At 58.8% G+C, this 19,149-nt stretch carries 17 protein-coding genes and 1 riboswitch; of the genes, 9 read left to right on the top strand and 8 right to left on the bottom strand.

Annotated elements, in window-relative coordinates:
- The first annotated feature begins 168 nt into the window (after positions 1–168).
- A riboswitch (cyclic di-GMP riboswitch) is annotated at positions 169–262 on the top strand.
- Positions 263–289: 27 nt separating this feature from the next.
- The 3 genes from ACSEXS_RS18995 (at position 290) to ACSEXS_RS18985 (ending at position 2,032) form a co-directional block, all read left to right on the top strand.
- Positions 290–433: an anti-repressor SinI family protein gene (locus tag ACSEXS_RS18995; RefSeq protein WP_438434823.1), complete on the top strand. Its 144-nt coding sequence runs from the start codon at positions 290–292 to the stop codon at positions 431–433.
- Between the two features lie 175 nt (positions 434–608).
- The gene (ald, locus tag ACSEXS_RS18990; protein WP_438434822.1) at positions 609–1,724 is read left to right on the top strand and encodes an alanine dehydrogenase; all 1,116 of its coding nucleotides are present in this window, start codon (positions 609–611) and stop codon (positions 1,722–1,724) included.
- Between the two features lie 155 nt (positions 1,725–1,879).
- The gene (locus tag ACSEXS_RS18985; protein ID WP_438434821.1) at positions 1,880–2,032 is read left to right on the top strand and encodes a hypothetical protein; all 153 of its coding nucleotides are present in this window, start codon (positions 1,880–1,882) and stop codon (positions 2,030–2,032) included.
- A 4-nt stretch (positions 2,033–2,036) separates the two neighbouring features.
- Here ACSEXS_RS18985 and ACSEXS_RS18980 read toward each other — a convergent pair whose 3' ends face one another.
- Positions 2,037–2,516, bottom strand: a complete 480-nt coding sequence (locus ACSEXS_RS18980; RefSeq protein ID WP_438434820.1) for an Lrp/AsnC family transcriptional regulator — start codon at positions 2,514–2,516, stop codon at positions 2,037–2,039.
- A gap of 307 nt (positions 2,517–2,823) precedes the next feature.
- On the bottom strand, positions 2,824–3,087 hold the full coding sequence (locus ACSEXS_RS18975; protein ID WP_438434819.1) for a hypothetical protein: 264 nt from the start codon (positions 3,085–3,087) through the stop codon (positions 2,824–2,826).
- 212 nt (positions 3,088–3,299) lie between these two features.
- Between ACSEXS_RS18975 and ACSEXS_RS18970 the strand changes: the two genes are divergently transcribed.
- The 3 genes from ACSEXS_RS18970 (at position 3,300) to ACSEXS_RS18960 (ending at position 4,704) form a co-directional block, all read left to right on the top strand.
- Positions 3,300–3,455, top strand: coding sequence for a Spo0E family sporulation regulatory protein-aspartic acid phosphatase (locus ACSEXS_RS18970; protein ID WP_438434818.1), 156 nt, complete (start codon positions 3,300–3,302; stop codon positions 3,453–3,455).
- Between the two features lie 80 nt (positions 3,456–3,535).
- Entirely contained in the window at positions 3,536–4,297 is a 762-nt protein-coding gene (locus tag ACSEXS_RS18965; protein WP_438434817.1) for an SDR family NAD(P)-dependent oxidoreductase, read from the top strand.
- A gap of 35 nt (positions 4,298–4,332) precedes the next feature.
- Complete coding sequence (locus tag ACSEXS_RS18960) at positions 4,333–4,704, top strand: globin domain-containing protein (protein ID WP_438434816.1); 372 nt, start codon at positions 4,333–4,335, stop codon at positions 4,702–4,704.
- A gap of 141 nt (positions 4,705–4,845) precedes the next feature.
- Here ACSEXS_RS18960 and ACSEXS_RS18955 read toward each other — a convergent pair whose 3' ends face one another.
- Positions 4,846–6,120, bottom strand: a complete 1,275-nt coding sequence (locus ACSEXS_RS18955; RefSeq protein ID WP_438434815.1) for a serpin family protein — start codon at positions 6,118–6,120, stop codon at positions 4,846–4,848.
- 134 nt (positions 6,121–6,254) lie between these two features.
- On the opposite strand from ACSEXS_RS18955, the gene ACSEXS_RS18950 reads away from it, so the two are divergent.
- A complete protein-coding gene (locus ACSEXS_RS18950; protein WP_438434814.1) occupies positions 6,255–7,682 on the top strand; it encodes an aspartate ammonia-lyase in 1,428 nt (475 codons plus the stop codon).
- A 540-nt stretch (positions 7,683–8,222) separates the two neighbouring features.
- Here ACSEXS_RS18950 and ACSEXS_RS18945 read toward each other — a convergent pair.
- The 5 genes from ACSEXS_RS18945 to ACSEXS_RS18925 form a co-directional block, all read right to left on the bottom strand.
- Positions 8,223–8,501 carry a hypothetical protein gene (locus ACSEXS_RS18945; RefSeq protein ID WP_438434813.1) on the bottom strand — a complete coding sequence of 93 codons (279 nt, stop codon included), beginning with the start codon at positions 8,499–8,501 and terminating at the stop codon, positions 8,223–8,225.
- Positions 8,502–8,534: 33 nt separating this feature from the next.
- A complete protein-coding gene (locus ACSEXS_RS18940; protein ID WP_438434812.1) occupies positions 8,535–9,092 on the bottom strand; it encodes a hypothetical protein in 558 nt (185 codons plus the stop codon).
- Positions 9,093–9,346: 254 nt separating this feature from the next.
- Positions 9,347–11,659, bottom strand: a complete 2,313-nt coding sequence (locus ACSEXS_RS18935; RefSeq protein WP_438434811.1) for a glycoside hydrolase family 65 protein — start codon at positions 11,657–11,659, stop codon at positions 9,347–9,349.
- 35 nt (positions 11,660–11,694) lie between these two features.
- A complete protein-coding gene (gene pgmB, locus ACSEXS_RS18930) occupies positions 11,695–12,351 on the bottom strand; it encodes a beta-phosphoglucomutase (RefSeq protein WP_438434810.1) in 657 nt (218 codons plus the stop codon).
- A 30-nt stretch (positions 12,352–12,381) separates the two neighbouring features.
- Positions 12,382–13,428 carry a LacI family DNA-binding transcriptional regulator gene (locus tag ACSEXS_RS18925; protein WP_438434809.1) on the bottom strand — a complete coding sequence of 349 codons (1,047 nt, stop codon included), beginning with the start codon at positions 13,426–13,428 and terminating at the stop codon, positions 12,382–12,384.
- 630 nt (positions 13,429–14,058) lie between these two features.
- On the opposite strand from ACSEXS_RS18925, the gene ACSEXS_RS18920 reads away from it, so the two are divergent.
- Both ACSEXS_RS18920 and ACSEXS_RS18915 read left to right on the top strand, forming a co-directional pair.
- Positions 14,059–15,903 (top strand): family 43 glycosylhydrolase, encoded by a 1,845-nt coding sequence (locus tag ACSEXS_RS18920; RefSeq protein WP_438434808.1) that lies wholly within the window; start codon positions 14,059–14,061, stop codon positions 15,901–15,903.
- Entirely contained in the window at positions 15,900–19,142 is a 3,243-nt protein-coding gene (locus tag ACSEXS_RS18915) for a CBM35 domain-containing protein (RefSeq protein WP_438434807.1), read from the top strand. The genes ACSEXS_RS18920 and ACSEXS_RS18915 overlap by 4 nt, the downstream gene beginning before the upstream one ends.
- Positions 19,143–19,149: the final 7 nt, after the last annotated feature.

Genomic DNA, 19,149 nt, shown 5'->3' with positions numbered 1-19,149 from the left:
GAGGGGCTTAACGAAAAAAGACCCAGAAAGGGGATGAGGCATGGAGAATGAAAGCAAAAAGCAATACCTCCATAAAAAAAGATTTATAGAATTTGTTGTTTTTACCGCCATTTTGTGACAAACATCCTTGCAAAAAAATGATATGATGTATTTGAAAATCAACCGAGGGTCAGCAAAAGGCAAACCTGACTGAAAAGCAGGGACGCAAAGTCACAGGTCTACGGTCTCGATCCTAAGCGACTAAGACGGCTGGACTGCCTGGAGATCGGAACTCGCGGAGGGATGTACAATGAACCAGCCCATCCAAGCTAACGCCGATGATTTTGACCAGGAATGGATCGAACTGATTCATGAGGCATACAAAATGGGGATTCCCTACGAAGAAGTCAGAGAATTCCTGCGCCGTGCCAACCGGATGCCCATAGCCCTGTAACCTTGCCGCCGCTTCGTTCCGAATTTTCCATACATAATCCGTACCGTATTCGTCCTTAGGACTGTTTCTCCTTGCAATAGGCAGAGGAGGGGCGGTCTCTTTTTATGGGAGGGAAAGGTATATAGTATAGATATAGGATATAATTGGATTATGAATTCGGTGGAGGAGGAAGTCTATGCAAATCGGAGTTCCCAAGGAAATCAAGAACAATGAGAACCGGGTCGGGCTGACTCCCGCCGCAGCCGCAGCTTACCGCGAAGCGGGCCATGAAGTGCTTGTGGAACGCGGTGCCGGCACCGGCGCCGGTTTTGCCGACGAAGAGTATGCGCGGGCGGGAGCGAGCATTGTCGCCACGGCGGAAGAAGCGTGGGAGGCGGAGATGGTCGTCAAGGTGAAGGAGCCGCTTCCCGAGGAATTCGGCCGCTTTCGGTCGGGGCAGATTCTGTATACCTATCTGCACCTCGCTCCGGAGAAGCAGTTGACCGAGGCTCTCGTCCAATCGGGCGTCACCGCGATCGCCTACGAGACGATTCAACGGGAAGACGGCAGCTTGCCGCTCTTGATACCCATGAGCGAAGTGGCCGGGCGGATGGCGGTGCAGATCGGCGCGCATTTCCTGGAAAAAGCCCACGGCGGCAAAGGCGTCCTCCTCGGCGGTATTCCCGGGGTGGCTCCGGGCCGGGTCGTCATCGTCGGCGGCGGAGTCGTCGGAACGCAGGCGGCGGCCATGGCGGTCGGCCTGGGAGCGGAGGTGACCGTGCTCGACAAAAGCCTGGATCGGCTCCGTCAGCTCGACGATCTGTTCCGGGGTCGGATCCGGACGATCGCCTCGGGACGGACCGTTCTGGAGGAGGCGGTCAGAACCGCCGATTTGCTGATCGGCGCGGTGCTTGTGCCGGGGGCGAGGGCGCCCCGGATCGTCCGCAAGGATGCGGTGGCGGCGATGGAGCCCGGCTCGGTCATCGTCGACGTGGCGATCGATCAGGGAGGCTCGATCGAGACCGTCGACCGGATTACGACCCACGATCAGCCGACCTATGTCAAGCACGGCGTACTGCATTACTCGGTAGCCAACATGCCCGGGGCGGTGCCGCGGACGTCGACCATCGCTCTTACCAATGCGACGCTGGAATACGGCCTGCAGATCGCCGGGAAGGGGTTCAAACAGGCGGCCCGGGAGAATGCGGCCATCGCCCGGGGCATCAATGTGGCGGCCGGGCAGGTGGCTCACCCGGCGGTTGCGGCGGCGCACGGCTATTCGCATACGGAGGTAGCGGGATTGCTGCAGTAGCGGCAGTCCCTTTTTTTGATTTGCATTTTATGTAAGAGGGAGGCATAATAAAGATGAAGACTTCATGATAATGATAATCATTATCATGAATCGAAGGGCTTCTTGCCGAACCTGGCACCGAATACGACTACCTGCAAGAAGGAGCATGATAACCGATGAGAGCCAAACGGCTGCGCACCCGTCTGTCGCTGGATGACTATTTGGATCTGCTGAACTTGGCGATCCGCCTCGGGGATAAAGGCTGGCAAAAGGAAATAACCGCCAAGCTGGAGAAGCTGGCGGAACTTCAGGCTGAGGCGAAGCATTAAGGATCTACAGACGAATGCCGGTCGGAGTTTTGTAGCTTTTCAGCATAACCTGGCAGTCCACGTGGGTGACTCCGGGAAGGGTATAGAGCTTTTCGTTGAGAAACTCCTCCATCTCCCGTCCGTCGCGGAAAAGCCCCTGCACATGCAGTTTGCTCGGGCCTGTCATATGATACAGGCTGGTCACGAACGGGTCGTCCTTCAACCGGTCGGCGACCTCCAGCAGAAGATGGGGCTCCGTCTCCACATAGAAGAACGCGGAGACGCCGATGCCGATTTTCTCCGGATTGATCACGGCGGTAAAGCGCTCGATGACCCCCTCCTCCATCAGCAGATTGATGCGGGATTGGACGGAGACGCGGGACAAGCCAATCTCCCTTGCCAAATCGGTGTAAGATATTCTTCCATTTCTATAGAGGGAGACGATGATTTTTCGGTCAATTTCATCGATCGCGAACACATCAGAGTCATGTTGGGATTTGTTCATTCTCCTGTCTCCTTCTCTTCATCTCTTACAAATCGACGTCCGTTTTGGTGAAAATCCTACTTTATGAACTAATATACCCTGCTCCACCAGCGATCGCAATGGTTATTTTGGACGATGATGGTATTTTTGATGAGTTTGGGGCAAACGATTCATATTTCTTTTCAATGTTATGATTCCTATCATATGGGGTTGCCGAAGGAAAAGCAAACGGCCTTCAACGTCAAAAAAGGACAGCTTCCGGTTTTGTGCCGGTCGCAGTCCTTTTGGGGATTGGGGTGGGACGAGCAAGAGGAAAGGCAGGAGAAGACTAGTCGGCCTGGACGGCTTCCGCTTCGGCTTCCGCCGCGGCTGCTTCCCGTTCACCGGGTTCTTCTTCCGCAACCGCTTCCAATTCTTCCACTGCCTCTTCCGTTTCCTCTGCGCTCTCGCAGACTTCTTCTTCGGCCTCTACCGCTTCGAGCTCGGCTTCCGCTTCCGGAAGGAGGTCTTCCTCCGATTCTTCCTCCACAAGCCGATCCTCCACCTCTTCCAACACGTCTTCCGCCGCCAGCACTTCTTCTTCCTGACTCATTGCCTCTCACTCCTTTCGATGAATGACTTCCTTTTAAGTGTATGCCCGTCCTGATAGGCCTACAAGAGGTGCAAAATGTCGAGTCCGACTTTATTTTCCCCCTTCGTTCGAGCGGTCCCGGGAGGAATGGCAGGGAACGGAGATCTTGTCTGGATTTGTTGGGGAAACTCCGGTAAAATGGAGACTACTACCGATTATAGGAGATACCTGGATTGGATACTCTTCTGCTTCAAATCGAGAATGCGCGACAGGAATTGATCGAGCTGGCCTGCTGCCTTGGTTTCACGGACAACCGCGTACTGGACAAGTCCTGCGAGCTGGATCAACTGCTTAACCGGTATGAGCAGGACAAGGGGATTCAGGAGTAAAGACGAATGAAGCCGGCGACGGCTTTTTTTGTTGGATGCTTGAGGCGTGATACAATGAGAGGAAAGGAGAGGATGGTTACGTGGAAATCAATTTGAACGGCAAGCTGGCTCTGGTTACCGGAGCCACCGGGCAGCTCGGCAGAGTCATGGCGAGGACGCTGGCCTCCTGCGGAGCCGATGTGGCGCTCCATTACCGGGGGAACGAGGCCAAGGCCCTGGAGCTCGCAGAGGAAATCGCCGGCCTCGGCAGACGGGCGATGACGGTTCAGGCGGATATCACCGACCGGGAATCGGTGTTCGCCATGAAGGAGCGGATTGCCGGAGAGCTAGGCGAAGCCGATATTGTCGTGGCGAACGCGGTAATCCAATACGAATGGAAGCCGATCCTGGAACAGCCCGAGGAGGATTATGACAGCCAGTTCCGCTCCTGCGTCATGCAGAGCGTCTACCTGGCCAAAGCCTTCCTGCCCGGCATGATCGCCAAGAGGAGCGGCCGAATGATCGGCATCAACACGGAATGCTCGATGCAGAATTTCCCGGGCCAGTCGGCCTATGTCGCCGGAAAGCGGGGAATGGACGGCGTCTATCGGGTTCTGGCGAAGGAAGTCGGAGAAGCCCAGGTAACGGTCAATCAAGTCGCCCCGGGCTGGACGATCAGCGAGCGGGACCGGCTGGAGCATACGGAGCGCAGCGAAGCGTACGAGAGTACCGTGCCCTTGAAGCGCCGCGGCACCGACCAGGAGGTCGCGAACGTGGTCGCCTTCCTCGCCTCCGATCTCGCCAGCTTCATCACCGGCGCTTACGTGCCGGTCAGCGGCGGCAACGTCATGCCGAGCATTTGATTCGGAACACCTTGAACATAAAGGAAGGACTGCGAATGGAGCTGTATGAACATATGGGCGGAGCGCCCGCTGTACGCAAGCTGGTGGAAGCTTTCTACCCGAAGGTGCAGGCGCATCCGCTGCTGGCCCCGCTGTTTCCCGAGGACATCTATCCGGTGATGGAGAAGCAGGAGCTGTTCTTGACTCAATTCTTCGGAGGCCCGCCCCGGTATACGATGCAACATGGGCATCCGATGATGCGGGCGAGGCATCTGGCGTTTCCGATTACACCGGAGCGGGCGGACGCCTGGCTGGCCTGTATGGGAGCAGCCCTGGAGGAGACGATCGCCGATGCCGAGCTGCGGCAGGTCCTCTGGGAGCGGCTGAAGAACACCGCGTATTTCTTCATCAACCGGGAGTCGGACTGAGGCCGAAGGCGTCGGCCCGAGCGGGGGACAGCCCAGGGGATGGCCGAGAGCAACGGATATACCGGATACGATCCTAACGAAGAAAACCGCCCAATCGGGCGGTTTTCTGGTTCGGGAAGTCCCTTACGAACAGGAAACGGCCTAGGTACCAGGATCGTAGACCACGCCCGCGAACAGCACGGCATGGGTTGCCGAATCCTGGATGGCATAGAAGAAGGGGCGGTTTACGATAAACCGGACGGGTTCCTCAGGCTTACCGGCCGAACCGGCCTCCCCCATAACGGCGGTTGCCGCAGCAGCCTCGGTACCCGCTTCATCGACGCGGATGAAGCTACGCTGGAGGATACCGGAAATCGACAGTGGCTCCCCCTCCTTGCCGGTGATCGGCGAGAAATCAGCTTGAGTGGGGTCGAACGCCCGCTTCATGCCCAGCTTCATCAGCGGCTGGACGAGCTTTGCCTCATCGGAGTAGCTGAATTTGGGGAGCTCGAGAACAATCTTTTGCTTCGGGAAGCCGCTCTGCCAATCCATTGGATGCTCCGTCAGTTCCGCCATCAGCTCGTCGGGTCGGATTCCGGCGGCCGGAAGGACGATTGCCATGGAACAGGAGGAATCGGCATAGGGCAGGAGGGCCACCTCATAGCGGGCGGTTTTTTTGTAGGCGAAGTATTTGTACTGACGCATAAAGGAGGCTGGGACTTCCGTTCCGTCGGCGCGGTGAAAAATGTCTTGACTCGTCATTTCCGGATCAAAGGGAAGGGACCATTTGGCATCGAAGGATATGGCATTCAGAAGGACCATCCGATCCTGTTTCGGCAAGGGCTGGTCGATCAAGCTGGGGATTCGCCCATCCGTTTGTTGATTCACCCAATCATTGATTGTCTTCGGGGTTTGCGGAGAGGCGAAATCGAGCTCCGATACCTTCGCGCGATAGGTATAGCGAAGGCTGGCAAGGAAGTCTTCGGAGAAGGAGGCTCCTTGATGGAGCCACAGCGAATTGGCCAGCTTGACTTGAAAGCCGCCTTTCTTGCTGCTTGCCAGCACATCAAGCAGGGCTGCATTGCCTGTAGCGATTGCTTCATCCTCCAGGCCTTTGTAGTGCAGAGCATCGGCCATCTCCTCTTGGGTCACGCCGGCCGCTCCGCTGTACACCATACCGAGCGCTTGGGAGAAGCTGAGCGGCGAGAAGAAATGATTCTTCGTCTGATGCTCCCAAAGCTGCTGGACCAGGGTGAATCCGGTTTGGTTATTCGCCTCGGTCACGCGGGAATTGAGCTTATCGGAGGAATAGACCGGACGCTCGTCTGGCTCCTTGGATGAGGAGGTCGTCGCTTTCTCCTGACCGCCGCATGCCGCCAGGCTGAGGAGCAGAAGCACGACAGCGGTGATCCACGCATAGGGTTTATAACGAAACATGAAGAGGAACTCCTTCCAACTTATGTATTACCCTATTAACGCATCTATCTCCGGTTTGGTTGCACCCGATTCGAGCGGAGGATTACAATGGGGACGGGTCACAGACAGCCACGAGAGAGGGGACGCGCTTCGACATGGAGAGCAAGGGGACAGTTCGGGTTGAGAAGGATTTTCTGGGGGAAAAAGAAGTGCCTTCCGGCGCTTATTATGGCATACAGACGCTACGGGCGGTGGAGAACTTCCCGATCACCGGCGTTCCGGTGCATCCGGAGCTGATCCGGGCACTGGCCGAGGTGAAGAAGGCCGCCGCCCGGGCCAACATGGAGACGCATCTGCTGACCGAGCGAATCGGACAGGCGATCGTTCAGGCGGCGGAGGAAGTAGCGGCAGGCGGGCTGGCGGACCAGTTCCTGGTCGATTCCATCCAGGGGGGCGCGGGCACGTCGATCAACATGAACATGAACGAGGTGCTGGCGAACCGGGCGTTGGAGCTGCTCGGGGAAGAGAAAGGCACCTATTTCGCCTGTAATCCGAACAACCACGTCAACATGTCGCAATCGACCAACGACACGATTCCGACCGCGTTGCGGCTCGCCGCCTACGGGCTGGCCGCGGAATTGACGGCGGCGCTGGATGAGCTGGTAGAAGCCTTCCACGCCAAGGGGCGGGAGTTCGCCGATGTCCTGAAGATGGGCCGGACGCATCTCCAGGATGCCGTCCCGATCCGCATGGGCCAGGAATTCGAGGCCTACGCGCGCGTTCTGGCCCGCGACGGCATGCGGATTCGCACCGCGGCGGCCGGACTGCTCGACGTGAACATGGGAGCCACCGCCGTCGGAACGGGACTGAACGCCAAGCCGGAATACATCTCACGGGTAGCGCGGCATCTGGCCGAGCAGACCGGCTGGGCGGTGGCCTCGGCGGATCACCTGGTCGATGCGACGCAGAACACGGATGCCTATACTGCGCTTTCGGCCGCACTCAAGGTGTGCTCGATTAACCTGTCGAAGCTGGCGAACGACATCCGGCTGATGGCCTCCGGCCCGACGGCCGGCTTTCAGGAACTGCTGCTGCCGGCGCGGCAACCGGGCTCGTCGATCATGCCGGGCAAGGTCAACCCGGTCATGGCCGAGACGATCAACCAGATCGCCTTCCAGGTGATGGGCAACGACACGACCATCGCCGAGGCCTGCCAGGCCGGGCAGCTGGAGCTGAACGTCATGGGCCCGGTGATTGCCTTCAATCTGCTGCAGTCGCTGAAGATCATGAAGAACGGCCTGGTCGTGTTCCGTAAGTTCGCGATCGAGGGGCTGGCCGCCAATCGCGAGCGCTGCAAACGGTACGTGGACCAGAGCTACGGCATCTGCACGGCGCTGAATCCGCATCTCGGCTACGAGCGGGCGGCGCTGCTCGTCAAGGAAGCGATGAAGTCGGGCCTGACGATCCGCGAGCTGATCCTCGAGCGGCATCTGCTGACCGAGGAGGAGATCGACCTCATCCTCGATCCCTACCAGATGACCTCGCCCGGCATCTCGGGCGAGAAGCTGCTGATGGAACAGTAAGGAGCTAAGGAAGCCCTACTTCAAGCGAACGCTGTAGGTGTGGGCTAATCATGAGGGACTGAGGCTATCCCTAGGGGGCGTCAGTCCCTTTTTAGGAATAATTCATCGATTAGTTTAAACAGGGCATCATTTCGGGAACTTAGCATCTTATATTTTCTTATACGGTTCCTACTGTCTACGACTACATAACCACTGTCATTTATGACAACGGAGTAATTATCCGAATTATGAACAAAGACAAGATCATACGCGTTTGCTTGATTTTGAATGTTTGGGTTGCCAAGTGCTTTTCGGTATTTGGTTATTTCCAAGAGGGTTGTAAAACGTTTCATTTGTTCTCCTTTGAGCTCGGTCGAGAGGATTGCGGGGTCTTTCTTTTTATCAAATCTAACGGTAAGATCTATTTTTTCTACTTGATCAAACTCTAAAAAAACGTTGTCTGCCGCTACAGGACGGAAATAGTAAATTGAAATAACAGTGAAAAACACTAGAATAAAATCTGCACAGGCGTAATGAATAAGTTCAATCTATATAGTTGGATTATTCTCTGGATCTGCCCGACAAGTACATATACGTCATAACGAAAAAGATCACGAAAACGATCAGCTCGCTCAGCAGCTTCTGAAACTGAAGAACGTATAGGGGATGGAAGCCATTCACCTCGACGTGACGATGGATCGTCATCCAAATTGGGGCATAGGTCGCGCTGTAAATATTCTTTTCGGGTCCCCATTCCAGTTGATAGGGAACGAAGAAAACGCCAATGAGCAATAAGATCGCTCCGAAAAACAGGTAAAACCACGGACTCCTTTTTTTCATTCGCTTACCCCTCCAAAAAAAGTTGTAAATGCGTCACCAGCCCATCAAGTTGATCCGTCGAATCGGCTGGTGCTCCGCGTCCGCTAAGAATGTCAGCTGCCGGTAATCGGAAACTTGGTACACCTGCTTCCAGAAGGGGCCGTAGGCTTCGTCCACGAATGCTTGCTGGGGATACCCCCATTGCTGCTCGACATCGGACGTGGTGCCGTCGAACGGAATGACGGAAGCGGCGCTGGTGATGCCTTCCACAACTGCATCCTCGGGAAGCTGGTCGAGGGAAGGAATAACCTTCTGAACGTCTACATCAAAATCCAGCCAAGTCTGCCCATACTCGAGCCGATAGCTGGTCCCCGCGTAACCGGATCGGTCCGGCTGCCCGAGGGCCTCGATGGTCTCCCGCTTGGTCGCGCCGATCCCAACGGACACCCCCGGCAGGCGGCCGGACTGGGCGGCGGTCCAGAGATCGGTTGCCGGTGCGGCTTCGGGCTTGCCTCTGTTCTCATTGGATTCACATCCGGCTGCTCCGGTCGCCAGGACCAGAAGCAGGAACAGACCATAGAATAGGGATAAGGGTTTTCGTTCACTTCGCATGAGACGGATCAGCTCTCCATTCTGAGGAACCCGCTGCCTCTGCATTCCCTGGCGGCGGGTGGTTTACTACTATAACTCTTTTCCCCGCCTGTTGGTTGCAGGAAGTTCCGCCTTTTATTGGATCGGGTGAAGGGCCTATCCACCCTCCATGACAAAAAGCCCGCCACCGTCCGCTCTCCCCAGTGGGAAACAGCGAAACGATGGCGGGCTTTTCAATTGAGAATCGAAGCGGCTTCCGGCAACCGTGCGACGCCTTACGCCTTCACGCGCTCCTGGCGCCAGGTGCCGTGGGGCTCGAGCGTACCGACATTGCCGCTGACCGACAGATCGGCAGGGACATCCGTCTCGTTGACGATCTCGATCGCGTCGGCCGTGGCGGTTACCTTCAGGCGTGAGCCGCGGAAGACGACCTTGAACGAGAAGGCGGTCCAGTGGCCCGGTACGAACGGGTTCAGCAGGAGCCGGTCGTTCTGCACGCGCAGGCCGCCGAAGCCGTGCACGACGGCCATCCAGGTGCCGGCCATGCTGGTGATGTGGCAGCCGTCCTCGGTATCGTTGTTGTAGTTGTCGAGGTCGAGGCGGGCGGTGCGCAGATACATCTCGTACGCCTTCTCCTGATAGCCGAGCTCGCAGGCGAGGATCGCGTGCACGCAGGGCGACAGGGAGGATTCATGCACCGTCAGCGGCTCGTAGAAATCGAAGTTGCGCTTCTTCGTCTCCAGGTCGTAGCGGTCGCCAAGGAAGTACAGCCCCTGGAGCACGTCGGCCTGCTTGATGTAGCAGGAGCGGAGGATGCGGTCCCAGGACCAGTTCTGGTTGATCGGCAGGTTCTCCGCCGGCAGCTCCTTCACGGGGATCAGCGCCTTGTCGAGGAAGCCGTCCTGCTGCAGGAAGACGCCGCGCTCTTCGTCCGCCGGGTAGTACATCCGGTCGATGATGTCCTGCCACTTGGCCGTCTCTTCCTCCGTCAGCCCAAGGCGCTCGACGAGCTCCGCGTAGCGGCCCGGTTCGGCCTCCTTCAGGTAAGCCAGGGATTCCAGCGTGTATTCGAGCGTCCATACGGCGATCCGGTTCGTGTACCAGTTGTTGTTGACGTTGTTCTCGTATTCGTTCGGTCCGGTGACGCCGAGCATCACGTACTGGCCCTTGTTCGGGGCAAACTGCACGCGCTCTTCCCAGAACCGCGAGATTTCCGCCAGCACCTCGAGGCCGTACTGGCCGAGATACGCCTTGTCGCCGGTATAGTTGACATAGTTAAAGATCGCGTGGGCGATGGCGCCGTTGCGGTGAATTTCCTCGAAGGTGATCTCCCATTCGTTGTGGCATTCCTCGCCGTTCATGGTCACCATCGGGTAGAGCGCGCCCTTCTTGAAGCCGAGCTTACGGGCGTTTTCCTTGGCCTTCTCCAGGTGCTTGTAGCGGTAGATCAGCAGGTTGCGGGAAATGGCCGGGTCATGGGTGCTCAGGTAAAAGGGAACGCAGTACGCCTCCGTATCCCAGTACGTGCTGCCGCCGTATTTTTCGCCGGTGAAGCCCTTCGGTCCGATGTTCAACCGGTCGTCCTCGCCGGAGTAGGTCTGGTTGAGCTGGAAGATGTTGAAGCGGATCGCCTGCTGCGCGGACGGGTCGCCTTCGATGATGATGTCGCTCTCTTCCCAGGTATGGGCCCAAGCATCCATCTGCTCCTGCAAAAGAGCGGCGAAGCCTGCCGTCTTGGCGTCTTCGGCGAGCTTCTCGGCGGTGGGGAGCAGTTGACCGAGCCCGTAATTGCGGGACGTGACGTTGGCTACATACTTGAACAGCACGACTTCCTCGCCTTGGGCCGCATCGATCGTAAAGCTGTGGGAGACGAATTTCTCCCGCTCGGCTTGTTCGGGGGTGACGGATACCGGCTGGCCGGCCTTGGTGACGGCGTAGGTCATGACCGAGGTGACGTGGAAGTCGAGCTTCTTCGTCTTGACGGTCAGGTGAGCCTTCGCTTCGTCCGAGCCCTTGTTGACCTCCAACCAGAACTTCTCGTCGTAGTTGGAGTCCTTGTTGACGACGTCGCCATCGAGGTAGGGCGTAAAGCGGATCTGGCCGCTGAAGTTCAGCGGTGTGACGGAGTAGCGGATCGCTCCGATCTCCTGGCGCTTCAGGCTGACGAAGCGGATGGCGTCGATCTGCACTTCCTTGCCGCCTTCGAGCGTGGCGGTGAAGCGGCGGGACAGATAGCCTTCCTTCATATGAAGCGTCCGGACGAAGTCGTGGACCTTGACCTTGATCAGGTCGAGCGGTTCGCCGTCAACCTCGATGCCGATGCCGATCCAATTGGTGGAGTTCAGCACCTTGGCGAAATACTCGGGATAGCCGTTCTTCCACCAGCCGACGCGGGTCTTGTCGGGGTAATACACGCCTGCCATATAGCTGCCCTGGAGCGTATGTCCGCTGTAAGCCTCTTCGAAATTGGCCCGCTGGCCCATATACCCGTTGCCGATGCTGAATATGCTCTCGGACAGCTCATGCGTGTGGGCGTCGAAGCCTTCCTCGATAATGCACCATTCGTCGATGTGCAAATATTGTTTCATTCCTCCAGCAGCTCCTTTGTTGAATGAGGTGAGAATCAGGCCAGTTCGTTCAGCCGTTCCACGGTCATGGCGGCAAGCGTCGGCACCACGAGGTCGGCCTCCTGCAGAATCTGCGGCGAACCGATGCCGACGCTCTTCATGCCGCCGCGGCGGGCAGCCTCGATGCCGGCTTCCGCGTCCTCGAAGACGACGCATTCCGACGTGGCGGCGCCGAGCGCCTCGGCGCCCAGCAGGAACACTTCGGGATCGGGCTTGGCCGCCTGGGTCTTGGTGCCGTCGATGATGGCGTCGAAATAGGGGGTGAGTCCGGTATTGGCAAGAATGATGCCGGAGTTCTTGCTGGCCGAACCGAGGGCGACCTTCAGGCCGGCTGCGCGGCAAGCCTTCAGGAAGTCCAGGGCTCCGGGCAGAATCTCGGATTCGTCCATCTTCGATATCATTTCCACGTACCAGCCGTTCTTCTTGGCGGCGAGTTGGTCTTTCTCTTCGGATGAAAACGAGAGGCCGCCGATGGACAGGAGAATGTCCAGCGAGGCCATGCGGCTGACGCCCTTCAGGCGTTCGTTGTCCGCCTCGGTGAAGGTAAAGCCGAGCTCGTCGGCGAGCCGCCTCCAGGCGAGGAAGTGATATTTGGCGGTGTCGACGAGAACGCCGTCCAGGTCGAACAAACAGGCTTTAACGGGCAGGTTCATGAGAAGCCTCTCCTTTGCGGATGAATAAGGTCATAGGGGCGCCGGCGGCTGGCGCAGCGATGACTCCCGCACCATCAGTTGGTGGGGAATGATCTGCCGGACCGGCATGGGGAGAACCGGCTCGCCGTTATCTTGGCGTATCCGATGAACAAGCGTTTGCGCGGCGACATAGCCGAGCTGGTAAATGCCGATGTCCATGCTGGTCAAGGGAGGATGGGACAGAGCGGCGAGCGGGATGTTGTTGAAGCTGACCAGGCAGAGCTCCTGCGGAATGGCGACGCCGCTTTCCTTCAGGCCGCGCATGATGCCGAGCGCCATAAGATCGTCCGAGACGACGAGGGCGGTCGGCCGATCGGCGAGGCCCATGAAGAAGGACAGGGCCCGGTAGCCGCTCTCCTGGAGAAAATCCCCTTCCACTATCCATTCTGGCCTCATCGCCAGCCCCATATTCTCAAGCGCCGCCAGATAGCCGCGCAGGCGGTCCTGGGATACGACGAGCTGAGGCGGGCCGCTGACGAAGCCGATTCGCGTATGCCCCATGGCGTAGAGATGCGCAACGGCGTCCTGCGCAGCCTTCTCGTTGTCGTTGTCGACGGTGAGAATCTCGGGGTGGCTCTCGCTTTTGCCGATCAGCACGAACGGATGGCGGTTGGCGCTCAGGTAATCGATCACCTGATCGTCCTTGCGGGAGTACAGCAGGATGGCCCCGTCGGCGCGCTTGCCCTCGAGGAGGCGGGACAGGGTGGCGATCTCCTGGCGCTCCGTCGCTTCCGCCGTGAGCAGCACGTCGTAGCCGGACCGGCTGGCCTGCGTGACGATGCCGCGGATCAGCTCGGGGAAGAACATGTTGGTGAACAGCTCCTCCGCCGGCTTGGGCAGGACGACGCAGATCGTGTTGGTTTCCTTGGAGACCAGGCTCTTGGCGAGCGAGTTGGGGGTATAGCCCAATTCTTCCATAATGGTTCTTACCCGTTTTGAGGTATCCACGCTGATCCGTTGTGAATTCGAGAGAACCCGGGACACGGTGGAGGGGGAGACGCCGGCAAGCCGGGCGACATCCTTGATGGTAGCGGACATGAGAACCTCCTAGTGAAACCGTTTGCGCTTCAAAGTCATCTTAATGCAAATTGATGCCATTGTAAATAGAGAGAAATCCGAAAATAACGGGCGAAAATTAGGAGAGATTACGAAAATGTCCGGATTATCCGGCGAGAGCAGGCGCATTGCGGCAAAAATGCCAGAGAAAAAGGCAGAAAAAGGGACGGGTAAGCGAAAGAAATGAGATGAATAGCGCAAACGATTTTCTAACAATTTCGTAAAAAGAAGCCATAATTTGAGGAGGCAGCGCTTTCTTTTGGCCGATTGAAGGCTAAAACAGGAAGTTTGGAAAACCGTTTGCGCAAAGTTAAGGGCTTTCATGGCGGGAAACACGGATTAACTTGGAAGTTAAGCCCGCTTATCCGATTTCTAGTGAAGGGTTCAGTAAGCGGCCCGGCTGTCGGGTGGGGAATAGGAGCAGAGCCGAGCTTAACGGCTCCTCAAGGGCGTTAGCGGACCTGTTCAGGAGGATCGATCAAGTTTATGCCCATAAACATCATGGTATTGGACCGGCATCGGTAATAAAATGGCCCATGAAAGAGCCCATGGATAGCGTTCGGAGAAATACGGGTGGCAATTTGGAAAACGATCCGAAGGAGGAAAAGGCAAATGTCTCAAGCAAGCGGGACGAAGCCGGGAAGCGTTCTCATCTATACCCGGCTTCCGGAACCGGATCGATATTCTTCCCACTTGGCGCACAGTGCGCACCTGGCCTACAGCCGAGACGGCAGCTCCTATGAAGCCTTGAACCGGAACTATGGAATTCTATTCGCGACTTCGACGGTCTCGCCCCGGAATACCATCCGCGAGAAAGGTTTGAAGAATCCCTTCCTGTTTCGTCGGGCCGAGGGAGGGTTCGGCATTGTGGCGGTCCGGGTGCAGGCGGACGGCAGCGAGGACGAGGAGAGCAAGGGACGGATTCTGCTTTGGGTTTCCGATGATCTGGTGCATTTCCGGGAAGTGGGACTGGTGGACTTGCATTCCGAGGCTCACGTTCGGGAAGCGGCCTGCGCCTATGATGCGGAGCAAGGAAACTATGTGGTTCGCTGGCGGGAGGACGACGGCGCCTGCTACCAAACGACTCTATCGGATCTGTTGCACCCTGAATCGACAACGGCCGCGGAACCGGCCGAGGCCTTCGCCGCCAGCGCTTCCGTCCAGGGTTTGCAGGGGGCGGTGCCGGGCAATGCGCTAGCGGTCGACCCGGACTTCGGCGAAGACCTGCTGCTTCGCTGGTCTCCTCTGTGCAACACGGCGATCTCCATTCCCGACGTCATCCCGGCCGCCTCGGCGGAGGAGCTGGCTTCGGTCCGGGCAACCGCCCATTACTCGGACGGTTCGACAGCCGTCAAGCGAGTGGAATGGAACGTGGAGGCGGTCGACTTCTCCGTGCCGGGGAGGTATGAAGCCGCCGGAACGGTCACGCAGGAGGCATACCCCTTCCCGCTGGCAGCGGGCTATGCCGACCCGATCATTCTGCCCTGGTACGGCAAGTACTATTTCCTTGCGACCAACGACAATACGAACGATGTCGGCTTGTTTGTCCGGGAAGCGGACACGATCGCCGGGCTGTTTGCGGCGGGGTACCGGGAAAACGAGATACTGCCCTACAACGAGGAGAAGGGCTGGATCCAGACCTTCTGGGCTCCGGAATTTCATGTGATCGGCGGCGAGCTGTACCTGCTGTTCGCGCTCGGAGGAAAGAGCTGGGGGCCGCAATCCCACATGATGAAGCTGAAGCCGGGCGGCCGCCTCATTGATCCGGCCGGTTGGGAGGAGCCGATCCGCGTGGTCAGGCAGGACGGCAGCCCCCTGACCACGGACGGCATCACGCTGGATATGACTTATTTTCAAGCCGGGGCGGCCTCCTATCTGGTTTGGTCTTACCGGTATGGCATCATGGGACCCGACGACACCGGGTCCATGCTCTACCTGGCGACGACCGACCCGCAGCGGCCGTGGCAGCTGACCAGCGAGCCCGTCCTGCTGTCGAGGCCGCTGTTTGGTTGGGAGAACAACGAGCATACGATCAACAACGAAGGCCCTTACCCGCTGGTGACCGGGGACACCGTATATCTCACCTATTCGGGAGGGAGTGCCAGCGGGCAAACCTATGCGGTCGGGATGCTGGAGGCCCGAATCGGAGACGATCTGCTCGATCCCGGCCATTGGCGAAAGGCCTCTACGCCGGTCCTGTCCACGTACTCGGCCCCAGGGGAATACGGCCCCGGCCATAACGGTTTCTTCACCGACCGGGACGGAACGGTCATGATCACGTACCATGCGGAAACGCAGGCGACGGGCGGGCCGCGCTCCACGGCCATGCGGCGGGTACACTTCAACCGGCGGGGAGAGCCGGTCTTCGATCTCACTCCCGACCGGGATCTGAATCCGGAGCTGGTTCGGGTGCGGACTACGGTCCTCGTACCGGAGAAGAAGGAGGCACTTGAATGAACAGAGCGGATAACCAGGCAGCGATGCCGACGAAGCCCCATCCCGGCGCTGCGATCTACGCTGCGGAGGAAGCGGAGCTGTCCGGAGGAGCGAAGGTCGAGAAGCACCACCAAGGGTATACGGGCAGCGGCTATGTCACCGGCTACTACGACAGCGGTACCGCATGCACGACTTTCTCCGTGGACGTTCCCGCCTCGGGCAGCTACTACTTGTCTCTTCGCTACGCGGCGGGTGCCGCGGGCAACTGGAACGCCGACCGGACGGTCGGCTTGGCAATCAACGGAGCCCCGGTCCTTCCGGTCCCGTTCAAGAGCACGGACGCGCACTGGGACACGTGGTCCGAGAACGTCCAGCGGGCGGAGCTGAACGCAGGAATAAACACCGTATCCTACCGCTGCCTCACCGAGCACGACAATTCCGACTGCATCCACCTCGACCGGCTGTCCGTCTGGGCGCATATTGCGAATCCGACAATCGATGGGCTCGCTTTTGAGTCCGAAGCCTATCGGGTCAGCGAGCAGCACACGGTGGGGGTGGAAGTCGTCGAGGTGGATTCGAACGGGGCTTCCCGATCGGCCTCCTCCTCGGCGGTCTATCGCTCCTCCGATGAGCGCATAGCGCAAGTGGACGAACGCACCGGCGCCATTACGGGAAGAGCGGCCGGCACGGCGGTCATCACGGCGGAATGCAACGGGCGCCGGGCCAGCGCAGCGGTCACGGTGCTGGCCAATCCGGTGCTGACCGTCGAGTGCGCCTCCCGAATGCGTCCGGTCGACCCGAGTATGTTCGGGTACATCCTGACGCCGAATTACGACGTTCCCGACAGCCGGCTGACGCTGCTCGGACCGCTGCTCAACCGGGAGACGATTCCCGCGCAGAATTTCCAGGCGATCAGCGATCTGGACGGCTCCTATTATGCCGTGGAGCACAGCGTGCTTCCGCGCCATCTGGAGGCGTACCGTCGGGTGACCTCCCTCGGCTATCGCTGGTACATGATGCTGGGGATGAATCCGTCCTGGGCGACGGCCAGCGGAGGGCCGATGGACACCATGAAGCCGATCTCCATGAAGACGCCGGAGCAGCGGGCTCGCTTCAAGCAGTACATGAAGGATGCGCTGCAATACTTGAAGGACAACGGTGCCCGGCCGGATTTCGTCAACCTGACCAATGAGTACTGGACAGGGCTGGAAGAGGTGTTCAAAGGCAATTGGGAAGCCGTTCGCGAGGTGTACCCGGACTTCATTCCCGTTACCGGACCAAGCGGCGTGGGATTTGGCGGCATTCCCGACTTTTACCTCCCGTATGCCAGCGCCGAGCACATCACGATTGAGGGGCCGGCCTGGCATGAATTCTGGGTCAATGACCGTTATGCAGGGCTTGCCCAACTGCAAAATTGGACGGGGAAAATCGCCGAGCTCCAAGCGAGCTACCCCGAGGCGAACGGCAAAGGGATCATCTGGGAGGAGAACAACGCCGGGTCCAAGGATGCGGCGGACTGGACCCGCAGCATGGCGAATGCGATTCGAACGGGCGTTACGCAGAACATCAAGGGCTGCCTGGAGGCCCACAATGCCAATGGCATGAGCGACCTGCTCACGACGAATTCCCCCGGGCCGAATCCGGCGGCCCGCCGGCCGATCTGGTGGGTCTACTTCCTGTTCGGCCAGATGTCCGGCCATTATGCCGAGGTCTGCACGCAGGGAACGGAGGAGTTCACCGCTGCGGCTTGCGTGGACGAGGCCGAATCGAAGATCGTCTTCGTCAAGGACGATTGCGACGGCGAGGTTCGGCTCCGGCTTCTCCGGCATCCTTATCCCGGAGAGGCCGTCAAGATCGACTTGTACAAGCTGGCCGCTTCGGAGAACCAAGGGGTCGCCTATCAATACAGCCTCACGCCGTCTCCGTCGCTTGATCTGGACATTACCGTAGCCGATGTTCGGGCCAACGAGACCTGGCTGCTGGTCGTCAAACGCGAACCTTCGGCCCCCGGCTTCTTCTATCCGATCCTGCCCGACGACGGCGAGGCGGTCACGCTGCCGGTGACCTTGACCTGGTCTCCGTCTCAAGGAGCCGACGGCTATTCGGTCACGTTGTCCGCCCAACCGGACCTGAGCGCTCCGATCGTGCAGGCGGGAGGGATCGCCGACACCCGCTATACCGTGGGGGAAGGACTGCTTCCGGGCAAGACCTATTATTGGTCGGTTTCCGCGGAGAATGAGCACGGCTGTGTACCGGCAGCTTACCGGACGATCTATTCCTTCCTCGCGGCGAGCGACTCTCGCATCCCCGGATCATTTGGCCCTTATCTGCCGACGATCGGCGCTTGGAACGAGCCCGTGCAGCCGGAATTCAAGTGGTCGACGGCGTATGAGGCCGATTCGTATCGAATCGTCATCTCCAAGCATCCGGACTTGTCCGAGCCGGTCATCGAGCAGGCGGACATCCGGACATGGAGGGATACCGGCATGTACGGCTTGGAGTCCCAAGGCTATTACCGGCCGGATACTCCGCTCGAGTTCGATACCGTCTACTATTGGAAGGTGTATGCGGCAAACTCGCACGGCGAACGGCCGATGAACGGACCGCTGCGGTTCTTTACGACCCGGGCGGAGGGGGAGGAGCCGAAAGCGTTCGGCTTGGTGGCTCCCGCCGCCGGGGAAACCGGGGTGTCGGCCAGGACCGTGCTGGCCTGGGAGCGGTCGAAGAACGCATTCTTTTATTGCCTGGAAATCGCGGACAACGAGGAGATGGCCAACCCGCTCCTTGTCCGGGATCGGATGATTCACCACCGGTATACCGTCGAGCCGAACCGGCTCCTGCCCGCAACTACCTACTATTGGAGGGTGACGGCGTATTCCAGGGATCTAACGTTCGCCACGGCTGCCGCCGGCGGAATCCGTTCGATTACGACCGAGCCTGTGCCCTGTCCGCCGCTGCTTTATGCAGAAAGGGAAGAGAACGGCACGGCGGTGCTCTATTTTCACCCGTCCGTCGGGGCGACGGCTTACAAGGTCCTTTACGGTACGCAGTCCGGCCGCTATACCGGAACGGTCGAAGGGGTAACCGAAAGCCCCTGCACGGTTGCCGGGCTGTCTCCGGGACGCTATTGCTTCGCCATCGCGGCGGTGAATGAGGCCGGAGACAGCTCGATCTGGAACGAGCGTTGGGTCACCATCGGGCAGGCGGCGGCTTCGACCGGCAGCAAGCGGTCCAGCCTCACCCGGGAAATAAGTTTATAACTGCATT

It is taken from the genome of Gorillibacterium terrae (assembly GCF_051594785.1).
GTDB lineage: Bacteria > Bacillota > Bacilli > Paenibacillales > NBRC-103111 > Gorillibacterium.
This window is presented reverse-complemented; position numbering and strand designations above follow the sequence as displayed.

Excerpts from the sequence above, each read along its gene's own strand:
- ACSEXS_RS18995 (WP_438434823.1), top strand. The coding sequence starts at position 290 with ATGAACCAGCCCATCCAAGCTAACGCCGATGATTTTGACCAGGAATGG.
- ald (WP_438434822.1), top strand. The coding sequence starts at position 609 with ATGCAAATCGGAGTTCCCAAGGAAATCAAGAACAATGAGAACCGGGTC.
- ACSEXS_RS18985 (WP_438434821.1), top strand. The coding sequence starts at position 1,880 with ATGAGAGCCAAACGGCTGCGCACCCGTCTGTCGCTGGATGACTATTTG.
- ACSEXS_RS18980 (WP_438434820.1), bottom strand. The coding sequence starts at position 2,516 with ATGAACAAATCCCAACATGACTCTGATGTGTTCGCGATCGATGAAATT.
- ACSEXS_RS18975 (WP_438434819.1), bottom strand. The coding sequence starts at position 3,087 with ATGAGTCAGGAAGAAGAAGTGCTGGCGGCGGAAGACGTGTTGGAAGAG.
- ACSEXS_RS18960 (WP_438434816.1), top strand. The coding sequence starts at position 4,333 with ATGGAGCTGTATGAACATATGGGCGGAGCGCCCGCTGTACGCAAGCTG.
- ACSEXS_RS18955 (WP_438434815.1), bottom strand. The coding sequence starts at position 6,120 with ATGTTTCGTTATAAACCCTATGCGTGGATCACCGCTGTCGTGCTTCTG.
- ACSEXS_RS18950 (WP_438434814.1), top strand. The coding sequence starts at position 6,255 with ATGGAGAGCAAGGGGACAGTTCGGGTTGAGAAGGATTTTCTGGGGGAA.
- ACSEXS_RS18945 (WP_438434813.1), bottom strand. The coding sequence starts at position 8,501 with ATGAAAAAAAGGAGTCCGTGGTTTTACCTGTTTTTCGGAGCGATCTTA.
- ACSEXS_RS18940 (WP_438434812.1), bottom strand. The coding sequence starts at position 9,092 with ATGCGAAGTGAACGAAAACCCTTATCCCTATTCTATGGTCTGTTCCTG.
- ACSEXS_RS18935 (WP_438434811.1), bottom strand. The coding sequence starts at position 11,659 with ATGAAACAATATTTGCACATCGACGAATGGTGCATTATCGAGGAAGGC.
- pgmB (WP_438434810.1), bottom strand. The coding sequence starts at position 12,351 with ATGAACCTGCCCGTTAAAGCCTGTTTGTTCGACCTGGACGGCGTTCTC.
- ACSEXS_RS18925 (WP_438434809.1), bottom strand. The coding sequence starts at position 13,428 with ATGTCCGCTACCATCAAGGATGTCGCCCGGCTTGCCGGCGTCTCCCCC.
- ACSEXS_RS18920 (WP_438434808.1), top strand. The coding sequence starts at position 14,059 with ATGTCTCAAGCAAGCGGGACGAAGCCGGGAAGCGTTCTCATCTATACC.
- ACSEXS_RS18915 (WP_438434807.1), top strand. The coding sequence starts at position 15,900 with ATGAACAGAGCGGATAACCAGGCAGCGATGCCGACGAAGCCCCATCCC.